Origin of the sequence: Pseudomonas sp. MRSN 12121 (assembly GCF_000931465.1) — a bacterium.
Taxonomy (GTDB): Bacteria; Pseudomonadota; Gammaproteobacteria; order Pseudomonadales; family Pseudomonadaceae; genus Aquipseudomonas.
The window spans coordinates 5,285,716-5,300,673 of record NZ_CP010892.1 but is presented as its reverse complement, the minus strand read 5'-3'; the positions used below and the strand labels follow the sequence as shown (position 1 = coordinate 5,300,673).

15 protein-coding genes are annotated in these 14,958 nt (G+C 64.0%); 10 read left to right on the top strand and 5 right to left on the bottom strand.

The window, feature by feature from the left end:
* The first annotated feature begins 87 nt into the window (after nucleotides 1-87).
* Genes TO66_RS24015 through TO66_RS24005 form a run of 3 tightly spaced genes read left to right on the top strand, consistent with a single transcriptional unit; the run spans nucleotide 88 to nucleotide 3,143 of the window.
* Entirely contained in the window at nucleotides 88-2,076 is a 1,989-nt protein-coding gene (locus TO66_RS24015) for an FUSC family protein (RefSeq protein ID WP_044464610.1), read from the top strand.
* The gene (locus TO66_RS24010) at nucleotides 2,063-2,269 is read left to right on the top strand and encodes a DUF1656 domain-containing protein (RefSeq protein WP_023966774.1); all 207 of its coding nucleotides are present in this window, start codon (nucleotides 2,063-2,065) and stop codon (nucleotides 2,267-2,269) included. Before TO66_RS24015 ends, TO66_RS24010 begins: the two co-directional genes overlap by 14 nt.
* Before the next feature lie 10 nt (nucleotides 2,270-2,279).
* The gene (locus TO66_RS24005; protein ID WP_044464609.1) at nucleotides 2,280-3,143 is read left to right on the top strand and encodes an HlyD family secretion protein; all 864 of its coding nucleotides are present in this window, start codon (nucleotides 2,280-2,282) and stop codon (nucleotides 3,141-3,143) included.
* 229 nt (nucleotides 3,144-3,372) lie between these two features.
* Here the strand turns inward: TO66_RS24005 and TO66_RS24000 are convergent, their stop codons facing one another.
* Nucleotides 3,373-3,843 (bottom strand): MaoC family dehydratase, encoded by a 471-nt coding sequence (locus TO66_RS24000; protein WP_044464608.1) that lies wholly within the window; start codon nucleotides 3,841-3,843, stop codon nucleotides 3,373-3,375.
* 44 nt (nucleotides 3,844-3,887) lie between these two features.
* On the bottom strand, nucleotides 3,888-4,832 hold the full coding sequence (locus tag TO66_RS23995; RefSeq protein WP_044464607.1) for an alpha/beta hydrolase: 945 nt from the start codon (nucleotides 4,830-4,832) through the stop codon (nucleotides 3,888-3,890).
* Between the two features lie 209 nt (nucleotides 4,833-5,041).
* Here TO66_RS23995 and fadD2 point away from each other — a divergent pair, with 209 nt between their 5' ends.
* Nucleotides 5,042-6,730, top strand: coding sequence for a long-chain-fatty-acid--CoA ligase FadD2 (fadD2, locus tag TO66_RS23990; protein WP_044464606.1), 1,689 nt, complete (start codon nucleotides 5,042-5,044; stop codon nucleotides 6,728-6,730).
* 363 nt (nucleotides 6,731-7,093) lie between these two features.
* Nucleotides 7,094-8,782 carry a long-chain-fatty-acid--CoA ligase FadD1 gene (gene fadD1 / locus TO66_RS23985; RefSeq protein ID WP_044464605.1) on the top strand — a complete coding sequence of 563 codons (1,689 nt, stop codon included), beginning with the start codon at nucleotides 7,094-7,096 and terminating at the stop codon, nucleotides 8,780-8,782.
* A 65-nt stretch (nucleotides 8,783-8,847) separates the two neighbouring features.
* On the opposite strand, the gene TO66_RS23980 is transcribed toward fadD1, so the two are convergent.
* Nucleotides 8,848-9,225 carry a hypothetical protein gene (locus TO66_RS23980; protein WP_044464604.1) on the bottom strand — a complete coding sequence of 126 codons (378 nt, stop codon included), beginning with the start codon at nucleotides 9,223-9,225 and terminating at the stop codon, nucleotides 8,848-8,850.
* Between the two features lie 211 nt (nucleotides 9,226-9,436).
* Here TO66_RS23980 and TO66_RS23975 point away from each other — a divergent pair, with 211 nt between their 5' ends.
* The 3 genes from TO66_RS23975 (at nucleotide 9,437) to def (ending at nucleotide 11,290) form a co-directional block, all read left to right on the top strand.
* Nucleotides 9,437-9,628, top strand: coding sequence for a CsbD family protein (locus TO66_RS23975; protein ID WP_044464603.1), 192 nt, complete (start codon nucleotides 9,437-9,439; stop codon nucleotides 9,626-9,628).
* A gap of 172 nt (nucleotides 9,629-9,800) precedes the next feature.
* The gene (locus TO66_RS23970; protein WP_044464602.1) at nucleotides 9,801-10,748 is read left to right on the top strand and encodes a YihY/virulence factor BrkB family protein; all 948 of its coding nucleotides are present in this window, start codon (nucleotides 9,801-9,803) and stop codon (nucleotides 10,746-10,748) included.
* A 2-nt stretch (nucleotides 10,749-10,750) separates the two neighbouring features.
* Complete coding sequence (gene def, locus TO66_RS23965; RefSeq protein WP_044464601.1) at nucleotides 10,751-11,290, top strand: peptide deformylase; 540 nt, start codon at nucleotides 10,751-10,753, stop codon at nucleotides 11,288-11,290.
* Nucleotides 11,291-11,329: 39 nt separating this feature from the next.
* Here the strand turns inward: def and TO66_RS23960 are convergent, their stop codons facing one another.
* Together TO66_RS23960 and TO66_RS23955 are read right to left on the bottom strand one after the other, a co-directional pair.
* Nucleotides 11,330-12,151: a class I SAM-dependent methyltransferase gene (locus TO66_RS23960; RefSeq protein WP_044464600.1), complete on the bottom strand. Its 822-nt coding sequence runs from the start codon at nucleotides 12,149-12,151 to the stop codon at nucleotides 11,330-11,332.
* A gap of 165 nt (nucleotides 12,152-12,316) precedes the next feature.
* Entirely contained in the window at nucleotides 12,317-12,733 is a 417-nt protein-coding gene (locus tag TO66_RS23955; protein ID WP_044464599.1) for a GNAT family N-acetyltransferase, read from the bottom strand.
* 362 nt (nucleotides 12,734-13,095) lie between these two features.
* Between TO66_RS23955 and TO66_RS23950 the strand changes: the two genes are divergently transcribed.
* Entirely contained in the window at nucleotides 13,096-14,040 is a 945-nt protein-coding gene (locus TO66_RS23950; protein WP_044464598.1) for a fatty acid desaturase, read from the top strand.
* Nucleotides 14,041-14,063: 23 nt separating this feature from the next.
* Entirely contained in the window at nucleotides 14,064-14,855 is a 792-nt protein-coding gene (locus TO66_RS23945; RefSeq protein ID WP_044464597.1) for a phosphate/phosphite/phosphonate ABC transporter substrate-binding protein, read from the top strand.
* Nucleotides 14,856-14,958: the final 103 nt, after the last annotated feature.

Sequence of the window (14,958 nt, the reverse complement as noted above, 5' to 3'; positions counted from 1 at the left end):
TAATGATAGTTAGCTAGCTAATAATTTGCCGACCTAATCTGGTTCTATTGCAACTATCGTTGTCTTGTCCTTCCCGGGGTTTCTTTCGTGCGTATCACTTTGCAGGCGCTGTTCGCCCCCAATCTCGCGGCTGTGCAATTCGCCATCAAGACCGTGCTGGGTGGCGGGCTGGCCTTGTGGCTGGCCATGCGCTGGGGGCTGGAGCAACCGTCCTGGGCGCTGATGACCGCGATCATCGTGGCCCAGCCGCTGTCGGGGATGGTCCTGCAAAAAGGCATGGCGCGGCTGGTGGGGACCCTGGTGGGCACCTGCATGTCGGTGGCGTTCATGGGGCTGTTCGCCCAGATGCCGTGGCTGTTCCTGCTGGCCCTGGCGCTGTGGCTGGGGCTGTGCACCGCCAGTTCGACCCTGTTGCGCAGCGCCTGGTCCTATTCCTTCGTGCTGGCCGGCTACACGGTGGCGATCATCGCCTTGCCGGCCATCGCCCATCCGTTGTCGATCTTCGACCAGGCCGTGGCGCGCTGCACCGAGATTTCCCTGGGCATCATCTGTGCCACCGCCAGCAGCGCCTTGCTCTGGCCCATGCGGGTCGAACGCCAGTTGAGCGCCCAGGCGCGCAGTGCCTGGCAAAGCGGGATGCAGGCGGCGCACGCGACCCTGGCCGGCGATGCGCTGGCGCGCAAGGGCCTGTTGGAAATCCTCGGACGTATCGTCGCCGTGGATTCCCAGCGCGAACATGCCTGGTTCGAAGGCCCGCTGGGGCGGCAGCGGGCGCGGGCGATCAGCGGCCTGAGCCAGAAGCTGCTGATGCTGCTGCGCATTTCCCGCTCGGTACGCCGGCAATGGAAGCAGCTGGAGCCGGACGAGGCGCGGCAACTGGAACCCTGGATGGAGCAGGTGCAACAGGCCCTCGCCGCCCAGGACACAGCGACCTTGCAGGTATTGCGGCCGCAGTTGCTGGACGCTTCCAACGCCCCGGCCATCAGTTCGGCGCAAAGCTATTGCCTGGCCCGTTTCGCCCTGTTGCTCGACACCGCCCTGGCCGCTTGCCTGGCATTGCAGGCGGTGGAGGAGGGCCGGGCGCCGGTCGAGCAGCCGGCCACGCTGACCCCCCATCGCGACTTGTCGCTGGCGCTGCTGTTCGGCGCGCGCAGCGCCCTGGCGTTCCTCACCGTGGCGTGCTTCTGGCTGGCCACCGCCTGGCCGGCGGCGTCGGGGGCGATGCTGCTGACCTGCGTGGTCTGCGGGCTGTTCGCCAGCCGGGAAAACGGTGCGCAGATCGGCATGAGTTTCCTGCGCGGTATTTTCCTGGCGATCCCGGTGGCCTTCGTGGTCGGGCAGGTCCTGCTGCCGCAGTGGAGCAGTTTCGCGCTGCTGGCGATGGCCATGGGCGTGCCGTTGTTTTTCGGCGCGCTGGGCATGGCCAAGCCACAGATCGGCGCCACGGCCACCTCGTTCTGCCTGCATTTCATTGTGCTGATTTCGCCGCAGAACCGGATGAGCTTCGACGTGGCGAACTTCTTCAACAGCGCCCAGGCGATGATGCTGGGCGTGGGCGCCGCGGTGCTGGCGTTCCAGCTGCTGATCCTGCGCGACCCGGCGTGGCATGGGCGACGCCTGCTGGCGGCGACCCTGCACGACCTGGTGCGCCTGACCCGGCGCAACCTGCGCGGCGCGGAAAGCTGGTTCGGCGGGCGCATGGCCGATCGCCTGCTGCAATTGGCGCGGCATTACCCGGAGTTGCCGGAACAGGCGCGCAGCCGCTGGGACGACGGCCTGCTGGGGCTGGATATCGGCGACGAGCTGATGCACCTGCGCCTGAGCCTGGCCGTGGCGCAGGTCCCCGCGGACGCTTCGCAGCGGCGTTACCTGGAACACCTGGAGAAAGTCTTGCAGCAAGGGCCGGGCGCTGGCCGTGGCGAGGCGCTGGCCGAGTCCAGCGCGGCGTTTCTGCGCAGTCTTGAACAGCACCCGCCCAGCGACGCGTTGAAGCTGGCCCGGGGCGCGGTGGTGCAGTTGCAGAGGAGCTGGCGCGCCTGGTGCCGGCAGCAGGAGGAAAACCATGGGACTGCGTGAGTGGTCGCTGGGCGGAGTGTTGCTCAGCCCGTTTCTGATTTATGTGGTGCTGGCGCTGGTGTTGACCGGGGCGTTGCGCATGCTGTTGCGCGCGACGCCGCTGGGACGCTGGATCTGGCATGAAGCACTGTTCGATGTGGCCCTGTACGTCTGCGTGCTGACGCTGGTCACTGTCGTACTCGGACCTTTATAAGGAGTTGTTCATGCGTGCCTCCGTACGTATCGCGTTTACCCTGTGCCTGGTGGCGGCGGCGCTGTTCGCCGGCTTTCACCTGTGGCAGTACTACATGCTCACCCCCTGGACCCGCGACGCGCGAATCCGCGCCGACGTGGTGATAGTCGCCCCCGATGTGTCGGGCTGGGTGCGCGAGCTCAAGGTCCAGGACAACCAGGCGGTGAAAGCCGGCGACCTGTTGCTGAGCATCGACCGCGACCGCTTCGAGGCGGCGCTGGAAAAGGCCCAGGCGGTGGTGCAGACCCGCCAGCAGCAGCTCAACCTGAAAGAGCGCGAGGCCAGCCGCCGGGCCAGCCTCGGCCCGCAGGCGATCAGCGCCGAGCTGCGCGAGAACGCCCAGATCAACGCCGGCGTCGCCCGCGGCGAGCTGCGCCAGGCCCAGGCCGATGCCAAGGTCGCCGAGCTCAACCTGGCGCGCAGCCAGGTCCGCGCGCCGCGCAGCGGGCATATCACCAACCTGCGCCTGGCCGAAGGCAACTATGTGAACGCCGGCCAGTCGGTGATGGCGCTGATCGACGATTCGACCTTCTATGTGCAGGCGTATTTCGAGGAAACCAAGCTGCCGCGGATCCAGGTCGGCGACTCGGTCAAGGTGTGGCTGATGAGTGCGGGCGAGGCCTTGCAGGGGCATGTGGAAAGCATCAGCCGCGGCATCACCGACCGCAACACCACGCCGGACGGACAACTGCTGGCCGAGGTGGAGCCGACGTTCAACTGGGTGCGCCTGGCGCAGCGGATTCCCGTGCGCATCAGGCTCGACAAGGTGCCCGAAGGCGTCAACCTGAGCGCCGGGATGACGGCGAGCGTGCAGGTGGAAGAGGGCGGCCGATAAGCCCGAACCTGAACCCTGAACCCTGAACCCTGAACCCTGAACCCTGAATCCTGAACCCGAACCCGAACCCGAACCCGATCCTGTAGCCGCTGCCGAGCCTTGGCGAGGCTGCGATCGACCCCGAAGGGGGCGCAGGATCTTGAGGCCGCCGGAGGACCTGCGGTCCTATCGCAGCCTCGCCAAGGCTCGGCAGCGGCTACAGAGTTACAGGGTTCAGGCTACAGGCGCCTCAGCCGATGCTGATCGCCGGCAGGGTCGGCAGGGTGACGGTCTGCTGCTTGCGCGGGGCGAGGATTTCGGCTTCGCCGTCCACCACCAGCTCATCGCGCTGGTTGAACACGCGAGTGGCGATGCGCACGCGGAACTTCGGCAGTTTCTCGAGGATTTCCAGGCGCACGGTCAGGGTGTCGCCGATCTTCACCGGCTTCTGGAAACTCATCTGCTGGCCGATGTAGATGGTGCCCGGCCCGGGCAGTTCGCAGGCCACCGCGGCGCTGATCAGCGCACCGCTGAACATGCCGTGGGCGATGCGTTCCTTGAACATGCTGGCGGCGGCGAACTCGGCGTCCAGGTGCACCGGGTTGTGGTCGCCGGACATGGCGGCGAACAGCTGGATGTCACGCTCTTCCACATGCTTGCTGTAGCTGGCGGTCTGCCCGACTTCGAGGGCTTCGTACGGGGTGTTGGTCACCTGGGTCATGTGTCTCAAGTCCTGTGCTTGGAAAAAATGGGTGTGAAGCAGGGTCACTCGGTTTTCGGCGGCCGGCGGTGTTCCAGGGCCTGGCTTAGCCAGGCCAGCAGGTCCGCCGTCACTTCGTCGCGGTTGCTCTCATTGAATAATTCGTGCCGCGCCTGCGGGTAGATAGTGAGTTGCAGGCACTGGCTGCCGGCTTCGCGCAGGGCGCCGGCCAGATCCTTGAGACGTTTGCCGTCGCTCACCGGATCACATTCACCGCCGATCACCAGCAACGGCAGGCCCGGATCGATCTGGGCCAGGTTACCGGTCTTGCTGATCTGTTGCAGGCCGCCCAGCAGGTCGAGCCACAGCTGGTTGGTGCAGCGAAAGCCGCAGAGCGGGTCGTGGACGTATTTGTCGACTTCGGCCGGGTCGCGGCTGAGCCAGTCGAACGCCGTGCGGTTGGGCTTGAAGGCCTTGTTGAACGAACCGAAGGACAGCCATTCGATCAGGGCGCTGCGGCCCAGGGGGCCCTGGCGCCAGCGTTCGAAGCGGGCGATCTGGCGGGCGGCGCGGTACAGCGCCACCGGCTGGAAATTCGAGCCGCTGAGGATCGCCCCGTCGAGGCTGGCGCTGTGGTGCAGCAGGTAGGCCTGGGCGATGTAGCTGCCCATGCTGTGGCCCAGCAGCACGATCGGCGTGTCCGGGTGCTGCTGGCCGATGTGCTGATTGAGGCTGGCCAGGTCGCCGACCACCTTGCACCAGCCGTCATCGTCGGCGAAGTGTCCGAGTACCCCGTGCTCGGCGGTCTTGCCGTGGCCGCGCTGGTCCAGCGCATAGACGCCGTAGTCTTCGTCGCACAGCGCCGCCGCCAGCCTGGCGTAGCGCCCGCTGTGCTCGGCCATGCCGTGGGCCAGGAGGACCACGGCCTTGAGCGGAGCCTGCGGCAGCCACTGGTTGACGAAGAGCTGGCTACGGTCGCTCGCGGTCAGCCAGAAAGAGTGGTGGATCATGGCGATTCCTTTGCGCGGGGTCGTTGCATTGTATAGCCCATCGTCGCCGTAGCGTCCGATCCGTGTGCGCCATGGCGGCAAGATTCACGTGATCAATGACGCGCCCGCCCGTATTTGCCCCGTTCGCCATAGCTGCTAACGTCCGCAGAGCCCCGCTTCGCTGGCGTCAGGCAAGCGGTCGGACAACTCAGGTAACGAGGATAAGAACAATGCAGCCTGATTTCTGGAATGACAAACGCCCCGCCGGAGTACCTGTCGACATCGACCTGGGTGCCTATGAATCGGTGATCGAGGTGTTCGAGCGTTCCTGCAAGAAGTTCGCCGACCGCCCGGCCTTCAGCAACATGGGCGTGACCATGACCTACGCCGAGCTGGAGCGCCACAGCGCTGCCTTTGCCGGCTACCTGCAGAGCCACACCGACCTGGCGCCCGGCGACCGCATCGCGGTGCAGATGCCCAACGTCCTGCATTACCCGATCGCCGTGTTCGGCGCCTTGCGCGCCGGTTTGATCGTGGTCAACACCAACCCGCTGTACACCACCCGGGAAATGCGCCACCAGTTCAAGGATTCCGGCGCGCGGGCCCTGGTGTACATGAACCTGTTCGGGCAGAAGGTCGAGCAAGTGCTGGCCGATACCGACATCCAGTACCTGATCGAGGCGAAGATGGGCGACCTGATGCCGTCCGCCAAGGGCTGGCTGGTCAATACCCTGGTCGACAAGGTGAAGAAGATGGTGCCGGCCTACCGGCTGCCCCAGGCGATTGCCTTCAAGAGCACCTTGCGCCTTGGCCGTGGCCAGCCGATCAGGCCGCTGAGTGCCGGTCTCGACGACGTCGCCGTGCTGCAATACACCGGCGGCACCACGGGGCTGGCCAAGGGCGCGATGCTGACCCACGGCAACCTGGTGGCCAACATGCAGCAGGCCCGCGCCTGCCTCGGCCAGTTGGGCGCCGATGGCCAGCCGCTGCTGCGCGAGGGCCAGGAAGTGATGATCGCGCCGCTGCCGCTGTACCACATCTATGCCTTCACGGCGAACTGCATGTGCATGATGGTCACCGGCAACCACAACGTGCTGATCACCAACCCGCGGGACATCGGCGGTTTCATCAAGGAGTTGAAGAAGTGGCGTTTCTCGGCGCTGCTGGGGCTCAACACCCTGTTCGTGGCGCTGATGGATCATCCCGAGTTCAAGACCCTGGATTTCTCCAGCCTCAAGCTCACCAACTCCGGCGGCACGGCGCTGGTCAAGGCCACCGCCGAGCGCTGGGCGCAACTGACCGGCTGCCGCATTACCGAAGGCTACGGCCTGACCGAGACTTCGCCGGTGGCCTGCACCAATCCCTACGGCGACCAGTCGCGGCTGGGCACGGTGGGGTTGCCGGTGCCGGGCACCACGCTCAAGGTCATCGACGATGCGGGCGTCGAGCAGCCGCTGGGGGCGCGCGGCGAGCTGTGCATCAAGGGCCCGCAGATCATGAAGGGCTACTGGCAGAAGCCGGAAGCCACCGCCGAGGTGCTGGATGCCGAGGGCTGGTTCAAGTCCGGGGATATCGCGGTGATTGATCCCGACGGCTTCGTGCGCATCGTCGATCGCAAGAAAGACATGATCATCGTCTCGGGTTTCAACGTGTACCCCAATGAAATCGAGGACGTGGTGATGGCCCATCCGAAAGTCGCCAACTGCGCGGTGATCGGGGTGCCGGACGAGCGTTCGGGGGAGGCGGTGAAGCTGTTCGTGGTGGCGCGCGAATCGGGAGTCAGCCTCGAGGAACTCAAGGCCTACTGCAAGGAAAACTTCACCGGCTACAAGGTGCCCAAGCACATCGTGCTGCGCGACTCGTTGCCGATGACTCCGGTCGGCAAGATCCTGCGCCGGGAGCTGCGCGACATCGCCTGATGCAGCGCCTGGTCCAACCATTGCGCGCTGTGGCGCGGTGATCGCGAGCAAGCTTCGCTCCTGCATGATTCTGTAGGAGCGAAGCTTGCTCGCGATGCTTTTGCGGGCCGCAAAGGCCCATCCCAGAGCCGAATTCGGGCTGCTAGAATTTTTGCTCTAAAAATGACTATTAAATATTCTTGAGTCACAAAGGTGACTGCATGGGTCTTTTTTGGCTCTAGGCGGCCTTTGGCAAAGCTGCTACTCTCGGCGCGCTTTGTGACTTCTCGGCCTATCTAAACAGCCAGACTCACCAACAAAAGACACCAATAATAATCGCATCGAATGCGCTGACGAATTCGCGTTGCTGAGGAGTGGGCTTCCATGATCGAAGACTTTTGGAAGGATAAATACCCAGCTGGGATTGCTGCCGAAATCAATCCCGACGAGTATCCGAACATTCAGGCAGTGTTGAAGCAGTCCTGCCAACGCTTTGCCAACAAGCCGGCCTTTAGCAACCTCGGCAAGACACTCACCTACGGTGAGCTGTACGAACTGTCTGGTGCTTTCGCCGCGTATCTGCAACAGCATACCGATTTGCAGCCCGGCGATCGAATCGCCGTGCAACTGCCCAACGTCCTGCAGTACCCGGTCGCGGTATTCGGCGCCATCCGCGCTGGGCTGATCGTGGTCAACACCAACCCGCTGTACACCGCGCGGGAAATGGAGCACCAGTTCAACGACTCCGGCGCCAAGGCCCTGGTCTGCCTGGCCAACATGGCGCACCTGGCCGAAGCCGTGGTGCCCAAGACCGGCGTCAAGCATGTGATCGTCACCGAAGTGGCGGACCTGCTGCCGCCGCTCAAGCGCCTGCTGATCAACAGTGTCATCAAGTACGTGAAGAAGATGGTGCCGGCCTATCACCTGCCCAAGGCCGTCAAGTTCAACGACGTGCTGAGCAAGGGCCATGGCCAGCCGGTCAAGGAGGCCAACCCGGCCAGCAGCGATGTGGCCGTGCTGCAATACACCGGTGGCACCACCGGCGTGGCCAAGGGTGCGATGCTGACCCACCGCAACCTGGTGTCGAACATGCTGCAGTGCCGGGCGCTGATGGCTGCCAACCTCAATCAAGGTTGCGAGATCCTGATCACGCCGCTGCCGCTGTACCACATCTATGCCTTCACCTTTCATTGCATGGCGATGATGCTGAGCGGCAACCACAACATCCTGATCAGCAACCCGCGCGACCTGCCGGCGATGGTCAAGGAACTGTCGAAGTGGAAGTTCAGCGGCTTTGTCGGCCTCAACACCCTGTTCGTCGCTCTGTGCAACAACGAAGCCTTCCGCAAGCTGGATTTTTCGGCGCTGAAAGTCACCCTGTCTGGCGGCATGGCGCTGCAACTGGCGGCGGCCGAGCGCTGGAAAGACGTGACCGGCTGCCCGATCTGCGAAGGTTACGGCATGACCGAAACCAGCCCGGTGGCTACCGTCAACCCGGGCCAGAACATCCAGATCGGCACCATCGGCATCCCGGTGCCGTCGACCCTGTGCCGGATCATCGACGATGCCGGCAACGAGCTGCCGCTGGGCGAAGTCGGCGAGCTGTGCGTCAAGGGGCCGCAAGTGATGAAGGGCTACTGGCAGCGCCAGGACGCCACCGATGAAGTGATGAGCGACGGCTGGCTGAAAACCGGCGATATCGCGCTGATCCAGCCCGACGGCTACATCCGTATCGTCGACCGCAAGAAAGACATGATCCTGGTCTCCGGTTTCAACGTGTACCCCAACGAGCTGGAAGATGTGCTGACCACCCTGCCGGGCGTGTTGCAGTGCGCGGCCATCGGCGTGCCGGACGAGAAATCGGGCGAGGCGATCAAGATCTTCATCGTGGTCAAGCCGGGCGTGACCCTGACCAAGGAGCAGGTGATGGAGCACATGCGCGCCAATGTCACCGGCTACAAGGTGCCCAAGGCCGTGGAATTCCGCGATGCGCTGCCGACCACCAACGTCGGCAAGATCCTGCGCCGCGAGCTGCGCGACGAGGAACTGAAGAAGCTGGGCGTGAAGAAGTAAGGCGCCCGGCAGCCAACAAAAAAGCCCCGCATCGCGGGGCTTTTTATTGGGCGTCGTTCGCCGGATTACTGCTGGAACTGGGCGAAATTTACGCCGGTGCCGGCAGGGCGCACGTCGTTGAGGAAGGAATCCTTGTCGGCGCTCAGTTCCAGGCTCAGGGCCGCCTTGCGCTTGCCAGCGTTACGCACCACCAGGCCTTCGATTTTCTCGCGCAGGAACAGGGTCGGCACCTTCAGGTGCAGCAACTGGTCGGTGCTCGGCGTGTACAGCAGCAGGTGCACCCATTCGTACTGACCGATGGCCAGGCGGCTGACCGGCAGATCGAACCACCAGATGTTGCGGTTGCGGTTCAGTTCCGCGAAGTGGCAGTTGTTGACGCCCAGCACCGCACCGCCCAGTTCCTGGTTCCGGCGGGCGATGGCCAGCTTTTTATCGAGTTTCATAACATTCCTACGGGATTGGATCTTCGGCGCGCAGCCTGAATACGTCGCGCATTCTCATGGGTTGGCCGGCAAACATAAAGCGCAACCTGCAGGTGGCAGGCAAATAAGGCGATGAAATGCCCTGCCGAAAATAATTGAAACTCCGCGCGAACGCCTCGGGTCAATCCCAAGGCAAGACCCTCAACCCTCGATCGTTCTACGGAGAAATACCATGGGCAGCACAGCGGACAAGGCAAAAGGTCTGGCCAACGAGGCCATCGGCAATATCAAGCAGGGGATCGGCAAGGCCACCGACAACACCCGGCTGGAAACCGAAGGCAAGATCCAGGAAAAGAAAGGCGAAGCCCAGCAAGCTGTCGGCAAGGCCAAGGACGCGGTGAAAAAGACGATCGACAAGGCGTGATCCGTCGGTTCGCACTGCAGGAAAACGGCCATCCGCGGATGGCCGTTTTCATGTCGGTCATGGCACGAAACAAGACGTAAGGGTTCAAAGTGGCCAAACTAGGCTAGTTTGTTGTAGAAAACGGCCCCTGAGTCGCTCCCGACTACGACCTTCTGCGGCGAAAGGAGACGCTATGATTTTTCCCGATTTGAAAGGCCTGCCCCTGCATCGGGTGCTGGTGCGCACGGTCACCGAGTTCATCGACGACGAAATGTCGACCTACGCTTCGGCGCTGGCCTATCAGATGCTGTTCTCGCTGTTCCCCTTCATCCTGTTCCTGATCGCCCTGATCGGCTTCCTGCACCTGCCGGATTTCTTCTCCTGGTTGCGCCTGCAATCGGAACTGGTGTTGCCGCCTCAGGCGCTGGAGCAGGTCAACCCGGTGATCGACCAGTTGCAGCAATCCAAGGGCGGGCTGCTTTCGGTGGGTATCGTGATTGCGCTGTACACCGCCTCGGCCGGCGTGCGGCTGATGATGAGCGCGATGAACGCCGCCTACGACGTGGTGGAGAAGCGCCCGCTGTGGAAGCGTTTCCCGCTGTCGATTTTCTACACCGTGGGCATCGCCGGCATGCTGCTGGTGGCCGCGGCCCTGATGGTGCTCGGGCCGCAGGTAATGGGCTGGATCGCCTCGCAGGTCGGCCTGGAAGACTTCATCGTCACGGTCTGGACCATCCTGCGCTGGCCGGTGATCGTGATCCTGATGATGGTCGCCGTGGCCCTGATCTATTACGTGATGCCCGACGTGAAGCAGGAATTCCGCTTCATCACCCCGGGCTCGGTGCTGGCGGTGATGGTGTGGATCGTCGCCTCGCTGGGCTTCGCTTTCTACGTCAAGACCTTTGCCAACTACAACGCCATGTATGGCAGTATCGGGGCGATCATCGTCCTGCTGCTGTACTTCTACATTTCCTCGGCGGTGCTGTTGCTGGGGGCGGAAATGAATGCGGTGATCGAGCACATGTCGAGCGAAGGCAAGAACCCTGGAGAAAGGGTGGCCGGCGAGCACGACGAACCCAAACACCACGTATCGGGACTGGGCCGGGACCACTCGCTCAAGCCGACCACTGACGAAGCCTGAACATGATCCGTGAAATCCTCAGAATGGGCGACCCGCGCCTGCTGCGCATCGCGCCACCGGTGCCGCCCGAAATGTTCGACAGCCCCGAGCTGTGGCAATTGATCGACGACATGTTCCAGACCATGGAAAGCGTCGGCGGGGTCGGCCTGGCCGCGCCGCAGATCGGCGTCGACCTGCAATTGGTGATCTTCGGTTTCGAGCACAGCGAGCGTTATCCGCAAGCCGAGGCCGTGCCGCAGACGATCCTGATCAACCCGCTGATCACGCCCCTGAGCCCGGTGCTCGAAGAGGGCTGGGAAGGCTGCCTGTCGGTGCCGGGATTGCGGGGCGCGGTCGAGCGTTACCAGCACATTCGCTACGAAGGCCTCGACCCCAGGGGCGAGCCGATCGTGCGGGTCGCCTCGGGCTTCCATGCGCGGGTGGTGCAGCACGAATGCGACCATCTGATCGGTCGCCTGTACCCGTCGCGGATCACCGATTTCAGCAAGTTCGGCTTCACCGAGGTGATGTTCCCCGACCTCGATCCCAACGCCGACGACTGATGGATCAGGCTCGCCACCGGGCGGTGGCGAGCCCCGCGGTCATTTCCCTGGCTTCACGAAGCGCAGCGTCATCCGGTCCGACTCGCCGATTGCCAGGTACCTGGCCTTGTCCTCGTCGCCCAGCTTGAGTGTCGGCGGCAGGGTCCAGACGCCTTGCGCATAGTCCTTGGTGTCCCGCGGGTTGGCGTTGATCTCGCTTTGCCCATCGAGCACGAACCCGGCATCGGTCGCCAGTTTCACCACATAGGCGGTGGTCAGGTAGCCGCTGTGCCTGATGTCTTCCAGCGAGGCGCCATCCTTGGCGCGATGGTCCACCACGCCTAGCACGCCGCCCGGTTTCAGCACGCTGAAGAACGCCTGGAACATGGCCGGCGCGGTGTCGGCCAGCACCCAGTTATGCACGTTGCGAAAGGTCAGCACGGCGTCCGCCGAGTCGGCCTGGCCCAGTACCGGCGCCTGGGGATCGAATTCGACTACCTGGGCCTTGGCGTAGCGAGCCGGGTCGGCGGCGAATTTCTGTTTCAGGCTGTCCGCCGATTTCTGGAAATATTCGCCGCTGGCCGGGGCCTGGAGCGCGGCGATGTATTGCCCGCGCTCCTTGAGCAGCGGGGCGAGCACTTCACTGTACCAGCCGGCGCCGGGGGTGATTTCGATCAGCTTCTGGTCGGCCTTGAGACCGAAGAACTGCAAGGTCTGCTGCGGGTGACGATAGCGGTCGCGGGCGCTGTTCTGCGGGGCTCGCCAGTCGCCGGCCAGGACTTCGGCGTACTGCCGGGGCGATACCGCAGTGTCGGCGGCCTGGGCCAGGGCCGGGAGCAGCAGGGCAGGTAGCAGGGTGAGGGCCAGAAGGGTCGGTTTCATGGAGCGTCCTGAGGGTAGCCGATGTGGGTGCGAGGCTAGCACGCGGTCCTGGACCTTCGATCACACATTATCGACGGTCGACCTAACCAACGGATCTATACCAACGCAGCTATAGCAACGGAGCTATGCCAACGCAGCTATAGCAACGGAGCTATGCCAACGCAGCTATGCCAATGGATCCATGCCCATGGCGATCAGGTTCTTGCTCCGGCGATAACGCGCCAGGCGATCGGCCAGGGCCTGGGGCAGGGCGGGATCCGCGACGAAACCCATGCGTGCGTACAGGGCTTGCAGGTCCGGGTGGCAGAACAGCCACAGCGGGGCTGGCGATTTTTGCGCCCGGGCGCGGGCGACCAGGGTCGTGGCAATGCCCTGGCCACGGTGGCTCGGGGCGACGAACAGCCCGGTCAGCCAATGCCCCTGGGCCACGGGCGTGAGGCTCAGGCCGGCGATGATCGTGTCCTGTTTCGCAACCCACAGCTCGCCTTCGCCGGCGCGCATCGGTGACTGGTGGGCACGATAGAACTTGTTCAGCAGCGGTCGCAGGCTGTCGGCCAGCAGGAGGTAGTCGGGGCTGGGCATGGGGTTCGTCGGGCAAGTCGGGGCCGTAGATTATAAAAGACCGGAGCGGGCGGAACAGGTGTATACCTGATGAACCATCCCCCTGTGTGGAGTGCGGATCATGAAAGGCCTGGAATCGAAAAAAGCGGCGAAGAAGAAACCGGCGCGCACCGCCCTGGAAAAACGCGCCGACAAGCGTGCGAAAAAGGCCGAGCACAATATCTTCGGCCATTGACCCTGCCACGAAGCCCGCCCTGCGGGCTTCCTTGTTTTTGCTTCTAAGCTCATAACCCATCGATCTGCAAGATTTCCCCGGCTCGTTGCACAGAACAGCAAAACGCCGAAGGTCCGCCCTTCGGCCCGTTCCTGTTCCGAGTCGCGCCATGGCCCATTATTTTGACCCGCTGCACCGCGAAGAAATCGACACCCTGCGCCAGAGCTTTACCGCCCGCACCGAATGGCCCACCTGGCTATTGCTGGTCGGCACCAGCGCCAGCTGGTTCGCCGTACTCCTGGCCAGCCCGTGGCTGGGGCTCTGGCCGAGCACCCTGTTGCTGATCCCGATCCTGGTGCTGTGGCTGTCGGTGCAGCATGAGCTGCTGCACGGTCATCCCACCCGCTGGTTGTGGCTGAACAAGGTGCTGGGCTACGCGCCCTTCGCCGTCTGGTATCCCTACACCCTGTACCGCGACAGTCATCTGCGGCATCACCGCGACGAAGACCTGACCCTGCCCGGCCTCGACCCGGAAAGCCGCTACCTGGGCCAGCGGCACTGGCACAGCCGCTCGTGGTTCGAGCGGGGCCTGCACTGGCTGAACAAGACCCTGCTGGGGCGCCTGCTGCTCGGCGCGCCCCTGGCCCTGCTGGCGCTGGCACGGGAGGAGGCCCTGCGCCTGCGCCAAGGGCAGCGCCAGGCCTGGCTGATGTGGCTGACCCACGGCGCGCTGACCCTGCTGATGCTGGCGTTCATCGCGCGCTACAGTGTGTTGCCGGTCTGGCATTACCTGCTGCTGGTGAGTGTGCCGGCGTTGTCGGTGGCGATGCTCCGCTCCTATTACGAACACCGGCCCCATGCCCGGGTGGAGCAGCGCACGGTCATCAACGAGGCGGCCTGGCCCTGGACCTGGCTGTTCCTGCACCTCAACCTGCACCTGGTGCACCATGACCAGCCGGGCCTGCCCTGGTATTGCCTGCCGCGCGCCTATCGCCAGCGCCGCGAACAATGGCAGGCGCGCAGCGGCGGCTTTGTGGTGCAAGGTTATGGCCAGTTGCTGCGGCGCCATGCCGTGAAGCCGATCGACAGCCCCGAACACCCCTTTGCCCTCTAATCACCTTTGCAGAGCGCTGAACCATGACGGCCGGTTATGCCGAACTCTTGATGTACGTCGCCCCCGAGCCGGTGCGCCAGGCCAATGAACAGTGGCTGGCGGCGATCCTGCAACGCCTCGGCCAGAGCCGGCTCGACGCCAGCGGCCTGGACCTGATGCAGCTGTGGCTGGCGCCGGACCTGCTGCTGACCCAGACCTGCGGCTACCCGCTGATGACGACCCTGCGAGGCAAGGTCAGCGTTATTGGCCGGCCATGTTACGAGCTGCCGGACGCCAGCGCTGGCCAGCATTGCAGCCTGCTGCTGGGACGCGCCAGCGATCCGCGGCAGACCTTGTCCGCGCTGCGGGGCAGTCGCGGGGTGATCAACGGCGAAGACTCCAACAGCGGCATGAATCTGCTGCGCCAACGGCTCGCGCCGCTGCAACGCGACGGGCGGTTTTTCGCCAGTGTCGGCATCAGCGGCAGCCATCGGCAAAGCCTGCGCTGGCTGCGCGAAAGGCAGGCCGACCTGGCGGCCGTCGACAGCGTGACCTTCGCCTACCTGGCCCGGCATGCCGAAGAGGAGGTGGCCGGCCTGCGAGTGATCGCGCGCAGCGCCACCAGCCCGACCCTGCCTTATATCGGCGTCGCGGGCCTGGAAGACGAACAGGTCGAACGGATCCGCGCGGCGATGAACGCCGCGCTGGCGGTACTCCCCGCCGTGGCCGAAACCCTCGGGCTGCGCGAAGTGCTGCCGGCTGCCGAGGCGGACTACCAGGTCCTGCTCGACTACCAGCGCGAGGCGCAAAACCTGGGGTACGCCCACCTGCGCTGATTTTTCGTGTCGTTTCTTTAATTTCTAAATTGCATATAAAAATGCGATTTAAATATTTTTAAAGAATAAAAATCCCTTGCTAGGATCGCCGCACCGGAACACC

Excerpts from the sequence above, each read along its gene's own strand:
- TO66_RS24010 (WP_023966774.1), top strand. The coding sequence starts at position 2,063 with ATGGGACTGCGTGAGTGGTCGCTGGGCGGAGTGTTGCTCAGCCCGTTT.
- TO66_RS24005 (WP_044464609.1), top strand. The coding sequence starts at position 2,280 with ATGCGTGCCTCCGTACGTATCGCGTTTACCCTGTGCCTGGTGGCGGCG.
- TO66_RS24000 (WP_044464608.1), bottom strand. The coding sequence starts at position 3,843 with ATGACCCAGGTGACCAACACCCCGTACGAAGCCCTCGAAGTCGGGCAG.
- TO66_RS23995 (WP_044464607.1), bottom strand. The coding sequence starts at position 4,832 with ATGATCCACCACTCTTTCTGGCTGACCGCGAGCGACCGTAGCCAGCTC.
- fadD2 (WP_044464606.1), top strand. The coding sequence starts at position 5,042 with ATGCAGCCTGATTTCTGGAATGACAAACGCCCCGCCGGAGTACCTGTC.
- fadD1 (WP_044464605.1), top strand. The coding sequence starts at position 7,094 with ATGATCGAAGACTTTTGGAAGGATAAATACCCAGCTGGGATTGCTGCC.
- TO66_RS23980 (WP_044464604.1), bottom strand. The coding sequence starts at position 9,225 with ATGAAACTCGATAAAAAGCTGGCCATCGCCCGCCGGAACCAGGAACTG.
- TO66_RS23975 (WP_044464603.1), top strand. The coding sequence starts at position 9,437 with ATGGGCAGCACAGCGGACAAGGCAAAAGGTCTGGCCAACGAGGCCATC.
- TO66_RS23970 (WP_044464602.1), top strand. The coding sequence starts at position 9,801 with ATGATTTTTCCCGATTTGAAAGGCCTGCCCCTGCATCGGGTGCTGGTG.
- def (WP_044464601.1), top strand. The coding sequence starts at position 10,751 with ATGATCCGTGAAATCCTCAGAATGGGCGACCCGCGCCTGCTGCGCATC.
- TO66_RS23960 (WP_044464600.1), bottom strand. The coding sequence starts at position 12,151 with ATGAAACCGACCCTTCTGGCCCTCACCCTGCTACCTGCCCTGCTGCTC.
- TO66_RS23955 (WP_044464599.1), bottom strand. The coding sequence starts at position 12,733 with ATGCCCAGCCCCGACTACCTCCTGCTGGCCGACAGCCTGCGACCGCTG.
- TO66_RS23950 (WP_044464598.1), top strand. The coding sequence starts at position 13,096 with ATGGCCCATTATTTTGACCCGCTGCACCGCGAAGAAATCGACACCCTG.
- TO66_RS23945 (WP_044464597.1), top strand. The coding sequence starts at position 14,064 with ATGACGGCCGGTTATGCCGAACTCTTGATGTACGTCGCCCCCGAGCCG.